Source organism: Paenibacillus sp. Y859 (assembly GCF_056786405.1).
In genome coordinates, this window is the sequence record NZ_JBXCIZ010000002.1 from 604,631 (window position 1) to 621,374 (window position 16,744).

Annotated in this window: 13 protein-coding genes; 12 read left to right on the forward strand and 1 reads right to left on the reverse strand. The window is 42.4% G+C overall.

All coding sequences use genetic code 11. The features are described 5' to 3' along the window. The 7 genes from AC1TO8_RS07915 to ilvD all read left to right on the forward strand — a co-directional run bounded on the left by AC1TO8_RS07915 (window position 1) and on the right by ilvD (window position 7,651). Complete coding sequence (locus tag AC1TO8_RS07915) at window positions 1–687, forward strand: phosphoribosylanthranilate isomerase (RefSeq protein WP_482055261.1); 687 nt, start codon at window positions 1–3, stop codon at window positions 685–687. Further along, window positions 684–1,880, forward strand: a complete 1,197-nt coding sequence (gene trpB, locus AC1TO8_RS07920) for a tryptophan synthase subunit beta (protein WP_482055031.1) — start codon at window positions 684–686, stop codon at window positions 1,878–1,880. Before AC1TO8_RS07915 ends, trpB begins: the two co-directional genes overlap by 4 nt. Further along, a complete protein-coding gene (gene trpA, locus AC1TO8_RS07925; protein WP_482055032.1) occupies window positions 1,877–2,683 on the forward strand; it encodes a tryptophan synthase subunit alpha in 807 nt (268 codons plus the stop codon). The genes trpB and trpA overlap by 4 nt, the downstream gene beginning before the upstream one ends. Window positions 2,684–2,707: 24 nt before the next feature. After that, window positions 2,708–3,799, forward strand: coding sequence for a histidinol-phosphate transaminase (gene hisC, locus AC1TO8_RS07930; RefSeq protein ID WP_482055033.1), 1,092 nt, complete (start codon window positions 2,708–2,710; stop codon window positions 3,797–3,799). A 52-nt stretch (window positions 3,800–3,851) separates the two neighbouring features. Then, on the forward strand, window positions 3,852–4,949 hold the full coding sequence (locus AC1TO8_RS07935; protein WP_482055034.1) for a prephenate dehydrogenase: 1,098 nt from the start codon (window positions 3,852–3,854) through the stop codon (window positions 4,947–4,949). 314 nt (window positions 4,950–5,263) lie between these two features. After that, the gene (locus AC1TO8_RS07940) at window positions 5,264–5,929 is read left to right on the forward strand and encodes a GntR family transcriptional regulator (RefSeq protein ID WP_482055035.1); all 666 of its coding nucleotides are present in this window, start codon (window positions 5,264–5,266) and stop codon (window positions 5,927–5,929) included. A gap of 24 nt (window positions 5,930–5,953) precedes the next feature. Continuing rightward, the gene (ilvD, locus tag AC1TO8_RS07945) at window positions 5,954–7,651 is read left to right on the forward strand and encodes a dihydroxy-acid dehydratase (protein ID WP_482055036.1); all 1,698 of its coding nucleotides are present in this window, start codon (window positions 5,954–5,956) and stop codon (window positions 7,649–7,651) included. A 359-nt stretch (window positions 7,652–8,010) separates the two neighbouring features. On the opposite strand, the gene AC1TO8_RS07950 is transcribed toward ilvD, so the two are convergent. Continuing rightward, window positions 8,011–10,659, reverse strand: coding sequence for a cation-translocating P-type ATPase (locus tag AC1TO8_RS07950; RefSeq protein ID WP_482055262.1), 2,649 nt, complete (start codon window positions 10,657–10,659; stop codon window positions 8,011–8,013). Window positions 10,660–10,986: 327 nt separating this feature from the next. On the opposite strand from AC1TO8_RS07950, the gene AC1TO8_RS07955 reads away from it, so the two are divergent. The 5 genes from AC1TO8_RS07955 to AC1TO8_RS07975 all read left to right on the forward strand — a co-directional run bounded on the left by AC1TO8_RS07955 (window position 10,987) and on the right by AC1TO8_RS07975 (window position 16,739). Next, window positions 10,987–12,222 (forward strand): sensor histidine kinase, encoded by a 1,236-nt coding sequence (locus AC1TO8_RS07955; protein ID WP_482055037.1) that lies wholly within the window; start codon window positions 10,987–10,989, stop codon window positions 12,220–12,222. A 20-nt stretch (window positions 12,223–12,242) separates the two neighbouring features. Next, window positions 12,243–12,896 (forward strand): response regulator, encoded by a 654-nt coding sequence (locus AC1TO8_RS07960; RefSeq protein ID WP_482055038.1) that lies wholly within the window; start codon window positions 12,243–12,245, stop codon window positions 12,894–12,896. Then, window positions 12,889–13,803, forward strand: coding sequence for a hypothetical protein (locus AC1TO8_RS07965; protein WP_482055039.1), 915 nt, complete (start codon window positions 12,889–12,891; stop codon window positions 13,801–13,803). Before AC1TO8_RS07960 ends, AC1TO8_RS07965 begins: the two co-directional genes overlap by 8 nt. A gap of 117 nt (window positions 13,804–13,920) precedes the next feature. Next, window positions 13,921–15,480 (forward strand): nitrate/nitrite transporter, encoded by a 1,560-nt coding sequence (locus tag AC1TO8_RS07970; RefSeq protein WP_482055040.1) that lies wholly within the window; start codon window positions 13,921–13,923, stop codon window positions 15,478–15,480. Beyond that, on the forward strand, window positions 15,477–16,739 hold the full coding sequence (locus AC1TO8_RS07975; protein ID WP_482055041.1) for a molybdopterin molybdotransferase MoeA: 1,263 nt from the start codon (window positions 15,477–15,479) through the stop codon (window positions 16,737–16,739). The genes AC1TO8_RS07970 and AC1TO8_RS07975 overlap by 4 nt, the downstream gene beginning before the upstream one ends. The last annotated feature ends 5 nt before the right edge of the window (window positions 16,740–16,744 follow it).

Sequence of the window (16,744 nt, forward strand, 5' to 3'; positions counted from 1 at the left end):
ATGGGGAATACAGTCGTAAAAATATGTGGACTTCAGGACGTTGAAGTGCTAAAATCGATGTTAAACTTACCGCTGGACTATGTCGGATTTGTATTCGCTAATAGTCGTAGACAAGTGACTGCAGAACAAGCAGCTGTACTTATAAAACAACTTAAAGATTGGCAGAATGAGACGCGTCCTGAAAGTGTAGGGGTATTCGTGAATCCAGAGATGGAGTTTCTAGATAGCGTGATGGCTCAAGCACCGCTCGATGTAATCCAGTTACACGGGCAAGAAGATGCTCAATTCTGTCATGCGGTGAAAGACCGATTTGGCGTTAAGGTGTTTAAAGTGATACAAGTGCAAGGCAAAGGAATGGAGAATACTTCGGACTCTTTCGTACAACAGGTTATTTCACAGGAATATGTTAGTGCTATTGATGCGTTATTACTGGACACATTCGACCCTATCTATGGTGGAGGTTCAGGGCAGACCTTTTCTTGGGAGCAAATTCCACAATATCAATCGTGGAGTGAGGAACAGGGAATTCCCCTTTTTGTAGCAGGGGGTCTGCAGCCTTCTAATGTGGGTGAATTGGTTACGAAATATCGTCCTTATGGGGTTGATGTTTCGAGCGGCGTAGAAAGTAATGGCTTGAAAGATATAGAAAAAATGAAAGCTTTTGTTGAAAGGGTGAAACAAATATGACGCAAATGCCAGATGAGAACGGTCGTTTCGGTAAATTTGGGGGGCGCTTTGTGCCCGAAACATTGATGAACGCACTTCTAGAATTGGAAGAAGCCTATAAACAAAATACAGCAGATGCTAGTTTCCAGGAGGAAATTGATTATTTGTTGAAACAGTACTCAGGTCGTGAGACTCCGCTCTATTATGCGGAAAGACTGAGTCAACATTTAGGTGAAGCTAAAATTTACTTGAAGCGCGAGGACTTAAATCATACAGGTGCTCACAAAATAAATAATGCCATCGCTCAAGGTATTCTTGCTAAACGTATGGGCAAGAAGAAGGTCATTGCTGAGACCGGCGCTGGGCAACATGGTGTAGCTGCTGCTACAGTGGCTGCACTACTTGGCATGGAATGTAAAGTATTCATGGGAGAAGAAGATACGAAGCGTCAAGCGTTGAATGTGTTTCGGATGAAACTGCTAGGTGCGGAAGTAATTCCAGTGATTTCGGGAACACGCACACTCAAGGATGCGTGTAACGAAGCGCTTCGATATTGGGTTAGCAATGTAGAAGATACATTCTATATTCTAGGTTCTGCAGTGGGACCTCATCCATACCCTATGATGGTACGGAATTTCCAAAGAGTGATTGGGGATGAGACGAGACGTCAAATTCTTGAAAGTGAAGGACGTCTACCGAATGTACTTGTTGCCGCTGTTGGTGGTGGAAGTAATGCTATTGGAATGTTCTATCCATTTATTGAAGATGAGTCCGTTGCTATGGTTGGAGTCGAAGCTGCTGGGAAAGGTGTGGATACCGATTTCCACGCTGCGACGATGACGCACGGAACACATGGTGTGTTCCAAGGTTCTATGAGTTATTTATTACAAGATGAACATGGACAAATACAGGAAGCTCATTCCATCTCAGCGGGACTTGATTATCCAGGAGTAGGACCGGAACACTCTTACTTGAAAGATATTGAACGAGTACAATATGTACCGATCACAGATCAAGAGGCGCTCGATGCGCTACAACTTCTATGCCGCACCGAAGGAATCATTCCTGCCCTTGAATCTTCACATGCTGTTGCTCAAGTGATCAAACTTGCACCAACGCTAACGAAGGACGACATCGTAGTTATTTGTTTATCGGGACGAGGAGACAAAGACGTCGAATCCATCATGGCTTATACAGGGGAGGTTCAGTCATGAAATTAATGGAACAGACATTTGCAGCATTGAAAAGCCAGAATCAAACTGCGCTCATGCCATTCTTGACCGTAGGCGATCCTGATGTGGAGACGACGGTAGAAATTATTATTCAACTGGAAGCAGCAGGCGCTAATATTATTGAGTTAGGTGTGCCTTATTCGGATCCATTGGCGGATGGACCCGTCATCCAACGGGCATCAGGGCGTGCATTGAAGCATGGTGTGACGATTCGTACTTGTATGGAGACAGCTGTGAAAGCGCGTAAGGCAGGCGTCAAGATGCCGTTTGTTTTATTCACATATTACAATCCAGCGTTACAGATGGGGTTGGACCGTTTCTTCGAAGAAGTAAAGACTCATGAAATCAGTGGGTTGATCATTCCAGATCTTCCTATAGAAGAATCCGAAGATATGCGACGTCGTGCGAATGAAGCGGGAGTCAGTTTTATTCCGTTGGTAGCACCGACATCGCATGAAAGAATTGAGAGAATTGTAGGGAATGCGAGTGGATTTGTATACTGTGTATCCTCTTTAGGAGTGACAGGGGAACGTTCAACCTTTCATCAAGGGGTAGAGGAATTTATTCAAACCGTCAGAAAGTATACAGATATTCCTGTTGCCGTAGGTTTCGGGATATCTACACAGGAGCAAGTGGCTCATTTCTCTCAAATCTGTGATGGTGTAGTTGTTGGTAGTGCGATCGTTCGTGAAATTGAATCCGTGATTCCATTATTAAATGATGTAAATACAAGACAACAAGGACTTTTGCAAATACATGATTTTGTGGCACAATTAAAAGGATAAATTAGAGAGAGTGAGGGGGATATTATGAAGCCTAAATCCCATATTGTTAATCTACCTGTATATCAACCGGGTAAGCCTATTGAAGAAGTGAAACGTGAACTAGGTTTGGATGAAGTGATTAAATTAGCTTCTAATGAGAATCCTTATGGCTCATCACCTCTAGTTAAGGATGCTATTCTATCTGAACTTGAGAATATCAGTGTGTATCCAGACGGTGGTGCGGTTAATTTAACGACGACACTTGGCCGACATTTGGGCGTGAATAATGATCAGATTATATTTGGTTGTGGATCTGATGAGGTTATTGCGTTGATTACACGGGCATTCTTTGTGCCAGGTGACGAGACGATTATGGCAGATCAGACCTTCTCAGTGTACAAGAGTAACGCTGACATTGAAGGTGCTGTATGTATCGAAGTGCCATTGAAAGACGGAATCCATGATCTTGACGCTATGCTTGCAGCTGTGAATGAGCGTACAAAGATACTCTGGATCTGTAATCCTAACAATCCGACAGGAACGATCGTATCAGGAAGTGCATTAACAACATTCTTAGACGCGATTCCATCCCATGTGATGGTTGTGTTGGATGAAGCATACTGTGAATTTGTAACGGACTCTTCTTACCCAGATGGTATAACTTTATTAGATCAATATCCAAACATAGTCGTTCTACGTACATTCTCCAAAATATATGGTCTAGCCTCCCTTCGTATAGGGTATGGTGTGGGTAATGCTAACGTGATCAAATTAATCAATCAAGTTAGGGAACCTTTTAATACGTCACGTGTTGCTCAAGCTGCTGCAATTGCAGCGTTACAAGATCAAGAGTTTGTAGGTAAATGTAAACAGTTGAATGCTGAAGGACTGGTTTATTTACAGGGGGAATTTGACCGTCTAGGTCTGTCCCATTTACCTGCTCATGGGAATTTCATTATGGTAGATGTTCGTAGACCATCCGGTGACGTATTTCAATCTTTGCTACGCAAAGGCATTATTATTCGTGCCGGACATCAGAAATATCCAACCTATATCCGAGTGTCTGTAGGTACGCCAGAACAGAATACAATGTTTATTCAATCACTAGAGCAGGTACTAGCTTTAACTTCGGTATAACATAATATTAAATGAATCTATGATAATCTATGATGAATAGAAGTGAGGAATTATGAACAAGACAAAAGTAGCGATCTTTGGAGTAGGATTAATCGGGGGTTCACTGGCTTTATGTTTTAAAAATAAACCTGATATCACAGTCGTGGGTCATGCCCACCGCCCAGAATCAATCGATAAGTATATGAGCAAAGGTGTTGTGGACTCAGCGACGTTATCGATAGAAGAAGCGGCTAGTGATGCTGACTTTATATTTCTATGTGTACCTGTCGGTAAATTGGAACAATATTTGACTCAATTAAGTCAATTGCCTTTGAAGAAAGGTTGTATTATTACGGATGTGGGTAGCACCAAAGCTAGTATATCTGCAGCAGCCGAAGCATTGCGATTTAAAGATGTATATTTCATTGGTGGGCATCCAATGGCTGGATCGGAACAATCTGGTGTAGAGGCTGCATCGATCCTTCTATTTGAGAATGCCTATTATGTACTGTGTCCATCATCGAACATACCAGAGCATGCTGTGGAGACGTTAGAACAGTTGTTGTCCTATACTAGAGCCCATATTGTAAAGGTTGATCCCAAGTTGCATGATGAAATAGTGGGCGCCATCAGTCATTTGCCACATATTATCGCTGTAGCCTTGGTCAACCAAATAAGTGACTATAATGAATCTAATATACTATATCGAAGATTAGCCGCCGGGGGATTTAGAGACATCACTCGTATTGCATCTAGTGATCCTGTCATTTGGCGTGATATTCTTCTGAACAACAATGAAGTAATGCTTCGTCTACTTAAAGATTGGAATGAAGGGATATCAAGCTTTATTGACATGCTTACGGATAGTAATGGACAAGCGATTGAGGAAGCATTCCAGAAAGCCAATGCCTTCCGCAACGAACTTCCAGAAGGAAGAAAAGGAATGATTACATCATTGCTTGATTTATATTTGAATGTACCAGATCATCCTGGAATCATCGGGAATATTGCTACGGAGCTAGGTTCCAAACAAATTAATCTAAGCAACATACAAATTATCGAGAGCAGAGAAGATGTTCCCGGTGTGATGCGCCTTTCATTCCGCCAGGAAGAGGATATGGAACGGGCAAGAAATTTACTGCAAGAGCTAGGGTACATTGTATTTATGTGATTCATCAAAAATATAAGGAATAGAGTTTCGCTTGAAACTCTATTCCTTATATTTCAGCAGAAACGGCAGCGCCATCCTTTATAAAGGCGTCGTTGCCGTTCAAACGTAAGTGTTTACATTAACTTTTGAAGAAGTTATTGACAAATGAAAACGGATACATTACAATGAACTTACAGTATGGTTTCTCTCCACTCCTATCCAAATAATTCTGCTCTGTCTTGAGCAAAGACCACTTTGAAAAAAGTGGTCTTTTTTTATCCCACTTGATTTTAATATATATATGCGATATATTGCATATATGAGAGGGGGATTACATGCCTATACCGAGCGATTTCTCATCACCAAGTAGAATGTCTGCCAAAGAACGAGCATACGCACAAATTCAAAGATGGATCATTGATGGAACGCTTCAGCCTAAAGAACAATTAATTGATGCTGAATTAGCAGAAGCGCTAGGGGTTAGTAGAACTCCGATTAGGGAGGCTTTGCTTTTACTAGAAGTTCAAGGGTTAGTTGAGGTTCACCCTGGCAAGGCTACAATAGTGAAGGATATAGATAAAGACGATATTCTAAAGTTGTATCCTGTATTTGCAACGTTACATGCATTGGCAACAGAAATAACGACGTCTTTGATCCTTCCTGAGCAAATTGAGCAGTTAAAGATGTTAAATGCAAAGTTTGCAGAGTCCATTGAGAATAAACAACCTTATCAAGCAATGGAGATGGATGAACAGTTCCATAATCTCATTGTAGAATTATCAGATAACCTGTATATATCTTCATTTAGTACGACGATACAAACTCATATTCGTCGATTTAAGTATGTTTTTCTGAAGCAACATGAGACTTCTACCTATTCATCTGTTCAGGAACATACTGCAATTATCGAAGCCATGGAACAACGTGACTCTACGACAGCTTCTGCAATTATGAAACAAAACTTGTTGAGACCTATGAATGAACTATATAAATTAATTTAATGATATGAAGGAGCTGAGTGAACGATGAAGGAATACAAAGATCTACGGACACGTAGTAAAGATATAAGTGAAGGTGTTAATCGGACTCCGAACCGGGCGATGCTTCGAGCGGTTGGATTTACAGATGAAGATTTCAAAAAGCCGATGGTCGGTGTAGCAAGTACATGGAGTGAAGTTACGCCTTGTAACGTCCATATTGACGTGTTATCTCGGGATGCGAAAGAGGGTATTAAAGAACACGGTGGAGCTCCTTTAATATTCAATACAGTTACCGTATCTGACGGTATCGCTATGGGTCATGAAGGGATGTTATTTTCTTTGCCAAGCCGGGAGGTTATTGCTGACTCCATCGAAGTGGTTACCAATGCAGAACGTTTCGACGGATTGGTCGCAATTGGAGGCTGTGATAAGAATACACCAGCTTGTTTGATGGCGATGGGTAGAATGAATATACCTTCTGTCTATGTTTATGGGGGAACGATTCAACCCGGAAAGTTAGATGGCAATGATGTTGATATTGTTACTGCTTTTGAAGCGGTTGGAGCTTACCACGAAGGTACAATAAACGAAGAGCAATTACACAAAGTCGAATGCAGTGTATGTCCTGGTGCGGGCGCATGTGGCGGAATGTATACAGCAAATACGATGGCCTCAGCGGCAGAAGCATTAGGGATGACTTTGCCGAGTTCATCATCTACGGCTGCTATCTCATCTGGTAAATCCGTGGAATGTAGAAATGCAGGAGAGGCTGTAATCAATCTTTTGGAGAAAGATATTAAACCAAGAGATATTATGACGAAGGAAGCATTTGAGAATGCCATTACGGTAGTTATGGCACTAGGTGGATCAACGAACGCATTTCTTCATCTACTAGCTATTGCCCATTCTGCTGGAGTTGACCTTGCATTGGAAGATTTCGATAGAATTCGGATCAAAGTTCCTCATCTGGCCGATCTAAAGCCGAGTGGGAAATACGTCATGCAGGATCTTAACAATGTTGGTGGCGTTCCTGCGGTGATGAAATTATTGTTGGAACAGGGATTGTTGCATGGTGACTGTATGACGGTTACTGGAAAAACAATAGCTGAGAACTTGGCTACCTTACCATCTTTGCAAAAAGATCAACAAGTCATTCGTTCTTTTGACAATCCACTGAAATCAAGTGGACCGTTAGTCGTTCTAAAAGGGAATCTTGCTCCTGATGGTGCCGTAGCCAAAATGTCAGGATTAAAGAATCTTCGTTTCGAGGGGCCAGCTCGAGTATACAATAGTGAAGATGAAGCGACAGAAGCTATTGTAAATGATGAGATTAAAAAGGGCGATGTCGTGATTATCCGTTATGCGGGCCCGAAGGGTGGACCTGGGATGCCAGAAATGCTCTCTCTTACAGCTATGCTTGTAGGTAAAGGACTGGGTGGAGATGTAGCGCTCATTACAGATGGACGGTTCTCCGGTGGTTCGCATGGATTTGTAGTTGGGCATGTGGCTCCAGAAGCACAAGTCGGTGGGCCAATCGCTTTCTTAGAGAACGATGATATCATCACTATTGATAGCGTAACACAAGAAATAAAATTCAATGTAACACCAGAACAATTAGAAACAAGGAAACAGAACTGGGTTAAGCCTGAATCTAAGTATACATCAGGGGTATTGGCGAAGTATGCTGCATTAGTATCCTCTTCATCCAAAGGGGCAGTAACGGATTTAGATATTTTGAACTAAAAATTTTGCAGTTAATTATGAAATACTAAATAACAGAAGGCTACCGACCATAGGTCGATAGCCTTCTTCCTTTGTATAGATAAAAGCTAAATATAGTAAACCCCGTACATGTAGGGAAGTGGCAGAGTGGCTAGTTTAGCGTCTCCGGGCTGATTGATGGTGGAGTCAGGATCGAATAAGAGCGAACATAACTCGGCATTGAAAGCACCATAAGAATGAGTAACACCAGGTCGAAAAAGTGTTGGGAAGGATGATTCCATATAACGATCGCCATCTTTACAGAATACATCCTCCGCTAACATTGCTGCTTGTTTAAGCTCATGTTCTTTGACAAGTCTGAGCGTCCTAAGTCATTCCTCCTATTTCTTGCTAGTTCCCAAATTCTGTATCCATTTTATAACTTCCATTGCAATAACGGCTGCCATCGATAGACCAGCAGCAATTAACCATTGTTGCATTCCAAATGTATCTGGTATGGAGAAGACTCCACGGACTCCTGGAAGAACCGTAATGCCATAGAAACAGAAGCAGATCAATACTGCACCAATAACATATTTATTACTGAAAAATCCAGCTTGGAATGCATTTTGTGTATTAGAACGAGCTGCAAAAGTTTGGAGTGTACGTGCTAGAATCAACGTCGTAAATGCCATTGCGACACTCATTTCAGGTGAATGCTGTAACCCGATGTATTGCGAAATAATAACCGCTATACCAATTAGCAAACCTCGTGTGATGACAGCTCTCAACGTACCGCCTGCAAAAATACCTTCTTTAATATCTCGTGGCTGACGTGACATGACACCAGGTTCTGCTTTTTCCATTCCGAGAGCGATGGCGGGGATGGAATCATTAACTAAGTTAATGAATAAGAGCTGTATTGCGGTGAAAGGATTAATCCAATTAAAAAATAAGGCGAATAGGATCGCAATGATAGCACCTAGATTACCAGCAAATAAATAAGAAATAGCCTTTTTAATATTATCAAAAACGGTTCTACCTACACCGACTGCTTTTACAATGGATACAAAATTATCATCCGTAAGAATCATGGCAGCGGAGTCTTTCGCTACATCGGTTCCACTACCCATGGCGACTCCTATATCTGCTTGTTTCAGTGCGGGGGCATCATTCACACCGTCTCCTGTCATCGCTGTGATCTTACCCTTTCTTTGCCATGCACGTACAATTCTAATCTTATTAGTAGGGGAGACGCGAGCATAGACACTGATCTTTTCTAATTGCTGATCCAGTTCCTCGTCAGATAGTGCATCCAACTCTTGGCCTGTTAAAGCAATATCATCCTTCTTCATTAATCCAATATCAATTCCGATGGCTTGTGCTGTTGTCTTATGGTCACCCGTGATCATAATCGTCCGGATTCCCGCTTTATTTGATTCTTCAATAGAAGCATAAACGGCTTCTCTTGGGGGATCTATCATCGCGGTTAGTCCGACAAAGACCAGATCCTGTTCATCTTCAGGTCCAATATCTAAATTGGTATTGTCTATTGACTTATAACCATAAGCTAGTACACGAAGCGCCTTTTTGGAAAAGTTTTCGTTTGCTTGATTTAATTGTTCAAGAATTTCATCTGTAAAAGGAATCTCTTCTTCACCCATTAATACTTTAGTACAACGGCTGAAGAGAACGTCGGGTCCGCCTTTTACAAGTATGACCCTGTTTCCGGCAAAAGTGTGTAAGGTTGACATTAGTTTACGATCTGAATCAAATGGAATTTCAGCTTCACGAGGGAAGTTATCTCGAATTTCTTTATAGTCTTTGTTCTTACTATTACTAAATGAAATTAGAGCTACTTCTGTCGGATCACCTAATTCCTTTCCTTCTTCATTAATATTTGAATCATTACATAGAACGGCAATATGTAGTAACCGACGTTCTCCCATGGACCAGTTGTCAGGATCATCCGGAAAACTAGCCTTGGTTCCTTGAGGAAGGAAATAGTCTATAACTGTCATTTTGTTCTGAGTTAATGTACCTGTTTTATCTGTACAAATGACACTAGTTGAACCTAATGTTTCCACCGCAGGCAATCTGCGAATAATGGCATTATGTTTTGCCATTTTGTTTGTACCTACGGAAAGTACAATGGTTACGATTGAAGAGAGAGCCTCTGGAATTGCGGCTACGGCTACAGCTACAGAAAACATTAGAGCATCAAGAATAGCGGTTGTAATATTTTGGGTATCATTTGAGAAAAATACGCGTCCAGATTGTACCAAGAAGATAAGGGCACATAGAAGTAATATAGCGACACCAAGTTTTTTACTAAAGCTCTCGAGCTTGCGCTGAAGTGGAGTTTGCTTCGCTTCAGCACTTTCTATCAATGTGGCAATTTTACCTATTTCACTATTTAGAGCTGTGCCGGTAACTACTAGGCTTCCACGTCCATACACGACTAATGAACCGCTGAACACCATATTCTTGCGATCTCCGAGGGGGGAGTCAGCCTTGATAGTCTGAGTATGCTTTTCCACAGCCTCTGACTCTCCGGTCAACATTCCCTCATTAACCCTCAGACTACCAGACTCAATCAAGCGACCATCAGCAGGTACATAGTCACCAGCTTCTAATAGGACAATATCTCCTCGTACAACTTCCCTGGCAGGAATGGAGCTCATTGCCCCTTTACGTATGACCTTTGCTTCTGGAGCTGACATCTTCTTTAATGCATCAAGTGAACTCTCGGCTTTACGAGTCTGAATCACACTAATCAAAGCATTTAATATGAGTACAGTGAATATAATTAGCGACTCCATGAACTGACCCAGAATGATTTGCACCACTGCTGCAATCACTAGGACAATAACCATAGGATCTTTAAAGTTTTCGACAAATAACTTCCAAATGGGAACCCTTTCCTTACCTTTTAACTCATTGTAACCGTCCATTTCGATTCGTTTTGCAACTTCCGCAGAAGAAAGTCCTGTTTCCTCACTATTTACTTCTTGTAAACTCTCCTCAACGCTGCTTCGATAGAATTCCATCATTACAGCTCCTCTCCGATGTTAATCTTCTTTCTAGGTGATTAGTTTTGACTAAGTGTTATCGAAATCTAATGAATATATACGGATCAAGTGTCTATTAGTTTCTAAAATAAGTTAATTCCCTTATGGGCTAGGCGTAGAAACTATACTAACTCTACATATTTTGAACTACGATTATAAAAAGAAATTCACAATCATTGTGACCTAGTGGTAGACTAGAAATTAAAACTGCTGGTGAGTGATCAGGCATAGATGGCAACTTAGGTGTCACCTTAATGAATCGATTGTGCGGAATGGATCTACTTATGTATGGAAGGGGAATTAAAGATGTCATCATTCTGGAAATCACTAGGATTGGCCGGGTTTATGGTGAGGAATGGATTATTAACGATTGTCACCACTCTCGTTATAGTATTTTCAATTCGAGTTATGCTAGGGAATATGGATACTAATTGGCAACACTCTATTATGATATTTTTGTTCGTACTAGCTGTTACGACTGTATTCTTCTTCATCATTTACTCACAAGGGCGGAAGCTTAGATCAGAGCAGGAGCAACTTGCCAATGTATTTGAGCATATTTCGGATGGTGTTCTTGTGCTGGATAGCTCGATGAATATAAAGCGAATTAATCCTGCTGCAAGACAAATGTTGAAATTGGATGAAGGAGAAATGTCGATCAGCTTCTGCAATATGTGTTCGAATTATCCAGGCTTGAATAAGCTGTGTTCCTATCAAGATTGTTTTGTCTTCGATTCCACTCACAAGCCGATCATGTTACAGGTAGTCACTCCACAGGGAGGGGCTAGAGCTGTCAATGTAAGTGTGTCGCATTACATTGACTCGATGCATGGTCCCTTAAGCATACTGCGTATACAAGAAGTTGAAGAGCAGCGTCAGCAAGAGCAGCATCAAATTGCTAAGATGATTACGCACTCTATTCTTCTCGCGCAAGAGAATGAACGAAAGCTTATATCACGCGAGTTACACGATGGAATCGGACAATCACTCTATAGCATTCTGATTCAATCCGAGGTGTTGAAACAGAATATGGATGTTGAGATGTCTGATGATAAAATGAATACATTACAGGATGCCATTCGCAATACCATCGAGGATATTCGTGATTTATCCGCTGAATTGCGACCGTCTGCGCTGGATGACATCGGGTTGATCGCAGCACTACGCAAATATTTTCGCATGTATGGACAGAAATTTGGTATTCAGGTTCATTTCAAAGTGGAAGAGGATGGTGGGCGAATGCCTGCTGCAATAGAGACAGCTTTTTATCGCATCGTTCAAGAAGCACTTACGAATGCCGCTAAATATTCACAAACCGATGTAATCGATGTTCAATTAAAGCTTGAACCTGCATCTGCGGAGTTAAAAGTAAGGGATTACGGACTCGGTTTTGTTATCACCTCTGAGCTACGACAAGGTGTTGGATTATATAGTATGGAAGAGCGGGTCGAAATTCTGGGAGGCTCATTTGATATTCAATCTACGCTTGGAGAAGGAACTACCATTCAAGTACAAATATCAATTAAAGACCTTGTTAGTTAGCAATTTGGGGAGGGTTTATATTGAAAGTGAAAGTTATTATTGTAGACGATCATGCTGTCGTACGAAGCGGGCTACGTGCTGTGCTTGATGCACAGACAAATATTACAGTCATTGGTGAAGCGGCGGATAGTGTATCCTGCATCAAGCAGGCGCTTGAACTTAAACCAGATATTGTATTGATGGATCTGAGTTTTCCGAACGGTCGCGACGGGTTGTATACGACGAGGGAACTTTTGCAATCGATGCCTGAGGTAAAGGTTATTATTCTAACGATGCATGATGATGAACAGTACCTATTTCGAGCGCTCAAAGCAGGTGCTTCAGGTTATATATTGAAATCGGCGCCTTTATCTGAGCTCGTCATTGCCATCGCTCAAGTTCACCAGGGACTTGTATATTTGCACCCATCAGCGACTAAGAAGGTCGTTCAAGGATATTTGCAAGGCCAGACACGAGATCCGAAGGATCTTTTCGAATCACTTACAGAACGTGAGAAGGAAATTCTTAGTCTTGTTGCAAAAGGCTATACGAATAAAGAAGTTGCGGAATTGCTTTTAATTAGTGTGAAGACGGTTGAAAACCATAAAGCCAATATTATGGAAAAACTGCAGTTAGACAACCGCCGTGAGTTGATCAAATTGGCGTATAGAAGGGGGTTGTTGGATATTGATTAACAGCACAACGCTGCAACGGAGGATTCAAAGGGAGTTGGAGAGACTTAAGAAGAAGATGCAGCTGGATTTCGTGGCTGTAGCGTTGACGGATGGTCAATATCGAGATATTTATTGGCGGTTCGCGCTAGGGGCTTACTCAGAGCGATACAAAAAGATTGCGGTTCGAATGGGCAGGGGAATGGCGGGCAAGGTGTTGCAAGGGATGACCCCGCATGTTGTCACTGAATTTCCTGAAGGGATGCAGGATGAAGTGTTAGAATACCCGATATTTCTCGTAGAATCTCTATCCTCAGGCGTGGGTGTTACAATAAAATCTACCATACATATAGATCGGCAAGCCTATGGGGTGCTCCTCGTTGGTCAGCGTAGCAGGCGGGAATTTGCGGAGGAAGATATTGTGAGTGTACAGACATGTGCTAGCGTTCTTGCCCTATTGTATGATGAAGAACCGATAGATTGTGTAGATTCTGGGGAGATGAATGGAATGTATACGTTAGATCGTGACTTGGAGTCTACAACAAAGGGGGCAGTTAGACCTTTTCGCAAGCTACTTCGTCAAGCACAGGCAGCAGGGATGACTTGTGAACTGTTAGATCAGCGAATAACAAGATTAAGCTCTCAACGACAAGAAGAAATTTTAGAGATTCTAGCATTTTTGATACAAGAGTGTGATATTTCAACCGTACCTGCCAAGTTGGTTATCGGTCAAGACGAGTTCGGACAGACATTGATTGAATTTGAGGGTTATTTATTTCATCCCGCATCACAAGAACTCTTCTTACCTGTCATGCCACAGCTTAAATCACTTAAATGTGATCTGGAAATCGTGATTGAGAAGGAAAAGCAATCCGTTCGATTTACCATTCCTACTCGTTTTTTACTTGATGAAATGAATTGGCATAACTAAAAAGATTGCAAATGGGGAATTTCCTACACATAAATGAGGGAATTCCCCACTTTGTTTCGTAACATGCTCGCATGATAATGGATAGTAGTTCGATTCGTCTAATGGGGAGGCATGGTTATGAAACCATCCAAAGCAATACTGCCACTACAAACGTTAAGTCTTGTGCTAGGCTTTGCTGTTTGGGGCATCTTATCATCACTAATTGTTTTTATTAAGGAAGGCATACTGCTAACACCAGGTCAATTATCGTTAGTAACAGCGGTACCGATCGTACTCGGTTCCATTTTACGGATACCATTTGGTTATTGGACGAACAAATATGGAGCTCGGTTGATGTTTCTGATTAGCTTCGTCGTCCTATTGGTTCCGGTGTTTTACATCAGTAAAGCTACGAGCTTTGCCGATCTCATCGTGGGTGGATTATTTCTTGGGATTGCAGGCGCAACATTCTCTGTAGGCGTTACCTCTTTACCTAAATATTACCCAAGGGAGAAACATGGATTCGTCAATGGGATTTACGGACTTGGAAATATCGGCTCAGCGCTGAGCACATTTTTCGCACCTATTTTGGCAACACAGTTTGGTTGGCGGGCGACGGTACAGTTCTATCTGATCCTACTCATCGTATTCGCTCTTGCTAATTTATTCGTGGGAGATCGGAAAGAAAGTAAATTGACAACGCCATTGATGGAGCAGATTAAAGGGATTTATCGAAATGAGAAATTGTGGCTTTTGTGCTTCTTTTACTTTATAACATTTGGTTCTTTTGTAGCTTTCACTGTATTTCTACCGAATCACCTTGTCCAACACTTTGGAATTAGCAAAATAGATGCTGGACTACGTACGGCGGGCTTTGTGCTACTCGCTACAATAATGCGCCCAATTGGCGGCTGGCTTGGAGATAAGCTTAATCCATTTAAAATATTGGCGTATGTATTTAGTGGATTGACGATCGGGGGCATCCTGCTCGCATTCTCGCCATCCATTATGTTGTATTCGGTGGGATGTTTACTCATTGGATTCTGTGCGGGAACGGGGAATGGTACGCTATTTAAATTGGTTCCGCTATACTTCTCGAAGCAAGCAGGTATCGCTAATGGACTGATCTCTGCTCTTGGGGGTCTCGGAGGATTCTTCCCGCCGCTAATGCTGTCACTATTACTCGCAATAACGGGTCATTATGCTATTGGTTTCATGGCTCTGTCTATGGTCGCCCTATCCAGCTTGTTACTTGTACTCTATCTGTACTGGCAGGATCAAGTGAAACTAGCGGAACAGATTATTCAATGCACCTCACAGGCTATTCTTGTTACGAATAAAAAAGGAACGATTATTAATATTAATCCTGCGTATACAGCAGTTACTGGCTATACAGCAGAGATGGCCATCGGACAAAAGTCAGGTTTTCTCAAATCAGGTCGTCATGATCAGACTTTCTATGAAACGATGTGGAAGCAACTGAAGGAGAATCATGCTTGGAGCGGGGAAATCTGGAACAAGAAGAAAAGTGGCGAGCTTTTCTTGCAACATATTAGCATCAATACGGTGCACAATGACGTTGGAGAAGCTAGTTACTACGTGGGAGTCTTCAGCGAAGTTGAGCCAACCTCTGAAAGATTTAAACAGGAGGGACTGAGTAACAACAAAGGTTCGGGCACGAGGAGGATCATCTTATGAGTGGTAGAAAGCATCAGCAGACCTTTATGCGAAAAGGGATTAGTGTACAAGCAGCGACTGATATCGTGCTAGACTCCGTTCGTTTAATGGATACAGAGGTACTGACGATTCTGCAAAGTGTCGGAAGATACTTGGCAGTAGAAGTTGTTGCACCTCAGCCTGTCCCGCATTTTCGTCGTGCGGGTATGGATGGTTATGCGGTTCTGAGTGCTGATACATCTCATGCCACAATTCAAACGCCAGTAACATTAAAAGTGGTGGATAATATTCCAGCAGGGACAACCTCGGAATTGAGATTGCGAACGGGGGAATGTGCGCGGATTATGACGGGTGCGGCTGTTCCAGATGGAGCAGATGCTGTTATTAAGTACGAGATGACCGAGGAAGGTAGCATAGACTTGCCGGATGAAGAGTCATGTAGTGTGAAGGGAACAGTTACTTCAGGTGACAATGTCTCTCCCATAGGAATTGAAATTGGCGAAGGGGAGACTGTTCTTCGACCGGGTGTTCGTATTGGACCGGGAGAAATGGCTCTACTTGCTATGTTCGGTGTTGCTTCTGTTGAAGTATATCGGCAGCCGCGAGTAGCCATTGTAACGACGGGAGCTGAGTTATTAGATATTCGGGACCCGCTTGAACCAGGTCGAATTCGCAACAGTAACGGGTATATGGTTGCGGCAATGGTAATGGATTATGGTGGGATTCCCATCGTGTTGGATCGTATTCCGGACGATGCTGAATTAGCTAGAACGACGGTGACTGCTGCCCTTAAAGCATACGATGTCGTCGTAACGACGGGCGGAGTATCAGTTGGGGATCATGACATTATGTATGACGTGATGCAAGCTTGGGACGGAGATTTGAAGTTTAACAAAGTGTTGATGCGACCGGGTAGCCCTACAACATATGGGCTATGGCATGGTAAGCCGCTCTTTGCACTGTCTGGAAATCCAGCAGCATGCTACGTTGGCAGCCGGCTGTTTCTTCGTCCCGCTATCCGCGGCATGATGGGAGCTGAACTTATTGCTGAGAAGCGTATGACTGCTACGTTAACCGTCGATTATTTGAAATCTGATCGTTCTACGCGATTCGTTCGTGGTGTCATTTCCAGTAAGCAAGGAATGTTGGAAGCAACACCAGTAGGCCGTGACATGTCAAGCGTAACGGTATCTCTACGCGATGCCAATTGTCTTATCTGTCTCCCTGGTTCACCTAAGGGCTACGAGGCGGGTACGCTTATCGAAGTCATTCCGTTGTAGAGGAG

Bases quoted from the DNA above. Each gene is read 5' to 3' on its own strand.
- AC1TO8_RS07915 (WP_482055261.1), top strand. From the start codon at position 1: ATGGGGAATACAGTCGTAAAAATATGTGGACTTCAGGACGTTGAAGTG.
- trpB (WP_482055031.1), top strand. From the start codon at position 684: ATGACGCAAATGCCAGATGAGAACGGTCGTTTCGGTAAATTTGGGGGG.
- trpA (WP_482055032.1), top strand. From the start codon at position 1,877: ATGAAATTAATGGAACAGACATTTGCAGCATTGAAAAGCCAGAATCAA.
- hisC (WP_482055033.1), top strand. From the start codon at position 2,708: ATGAAGCCTAAATCCCATATTGTTAATCTACCTGTATATCAACCGGGT.
- AC1TO8_RS07935 (WP_482055034.1), top strand. From the start codon at position 3,852: ATGAACAAGACAAAAGTAGCGATCTTTGGAGTAGGATTAATCGGGGGT.
- AC1TO8_RS07940 (WP_482055035.1), top strand. From the start codon at position 5,264: ATGCCTATACCGAGCGATTTCTCATCACCAAGTAGAATGTCTGCCAAA.
- ilvD (WP_482055036.1), top strand. From the start codon at position 5,954: ATGAAGGAATACAAAGATCTACGGACACGTAGTAAAGATATAAGTGAA.
- AC1TO8_RS07950 (WP_482055262.1), bottom strand. From the start codon at position 10,659: ATGGAATTCTATCGAAGCAGCGTTGAGGAGAGTTTACAAGAAGTAAAT.
- AC1TO8_RS07955 (WP_482055037.1), top strand. From the start codon at position 10,987: ATGTCATCATTCTGGAAATCACTAGGATTGGCCGGGTTTATGGTGAGG.
- AC1TO8_RS07970 (WP_482055040.1), top strand. From the start codon at position 13,921: ATGAAACCATCCAAAGCAATACTGCCACTACAAACGTTAAGTCTTGTG.
- AC1TO8_RS07975 (WP_482055041.1), top strand. From the start codon at position 15,477: ATGAGTGGTAGAAAGCATCAGCAGACCTTTATGCGAAAAGGGATTAGT.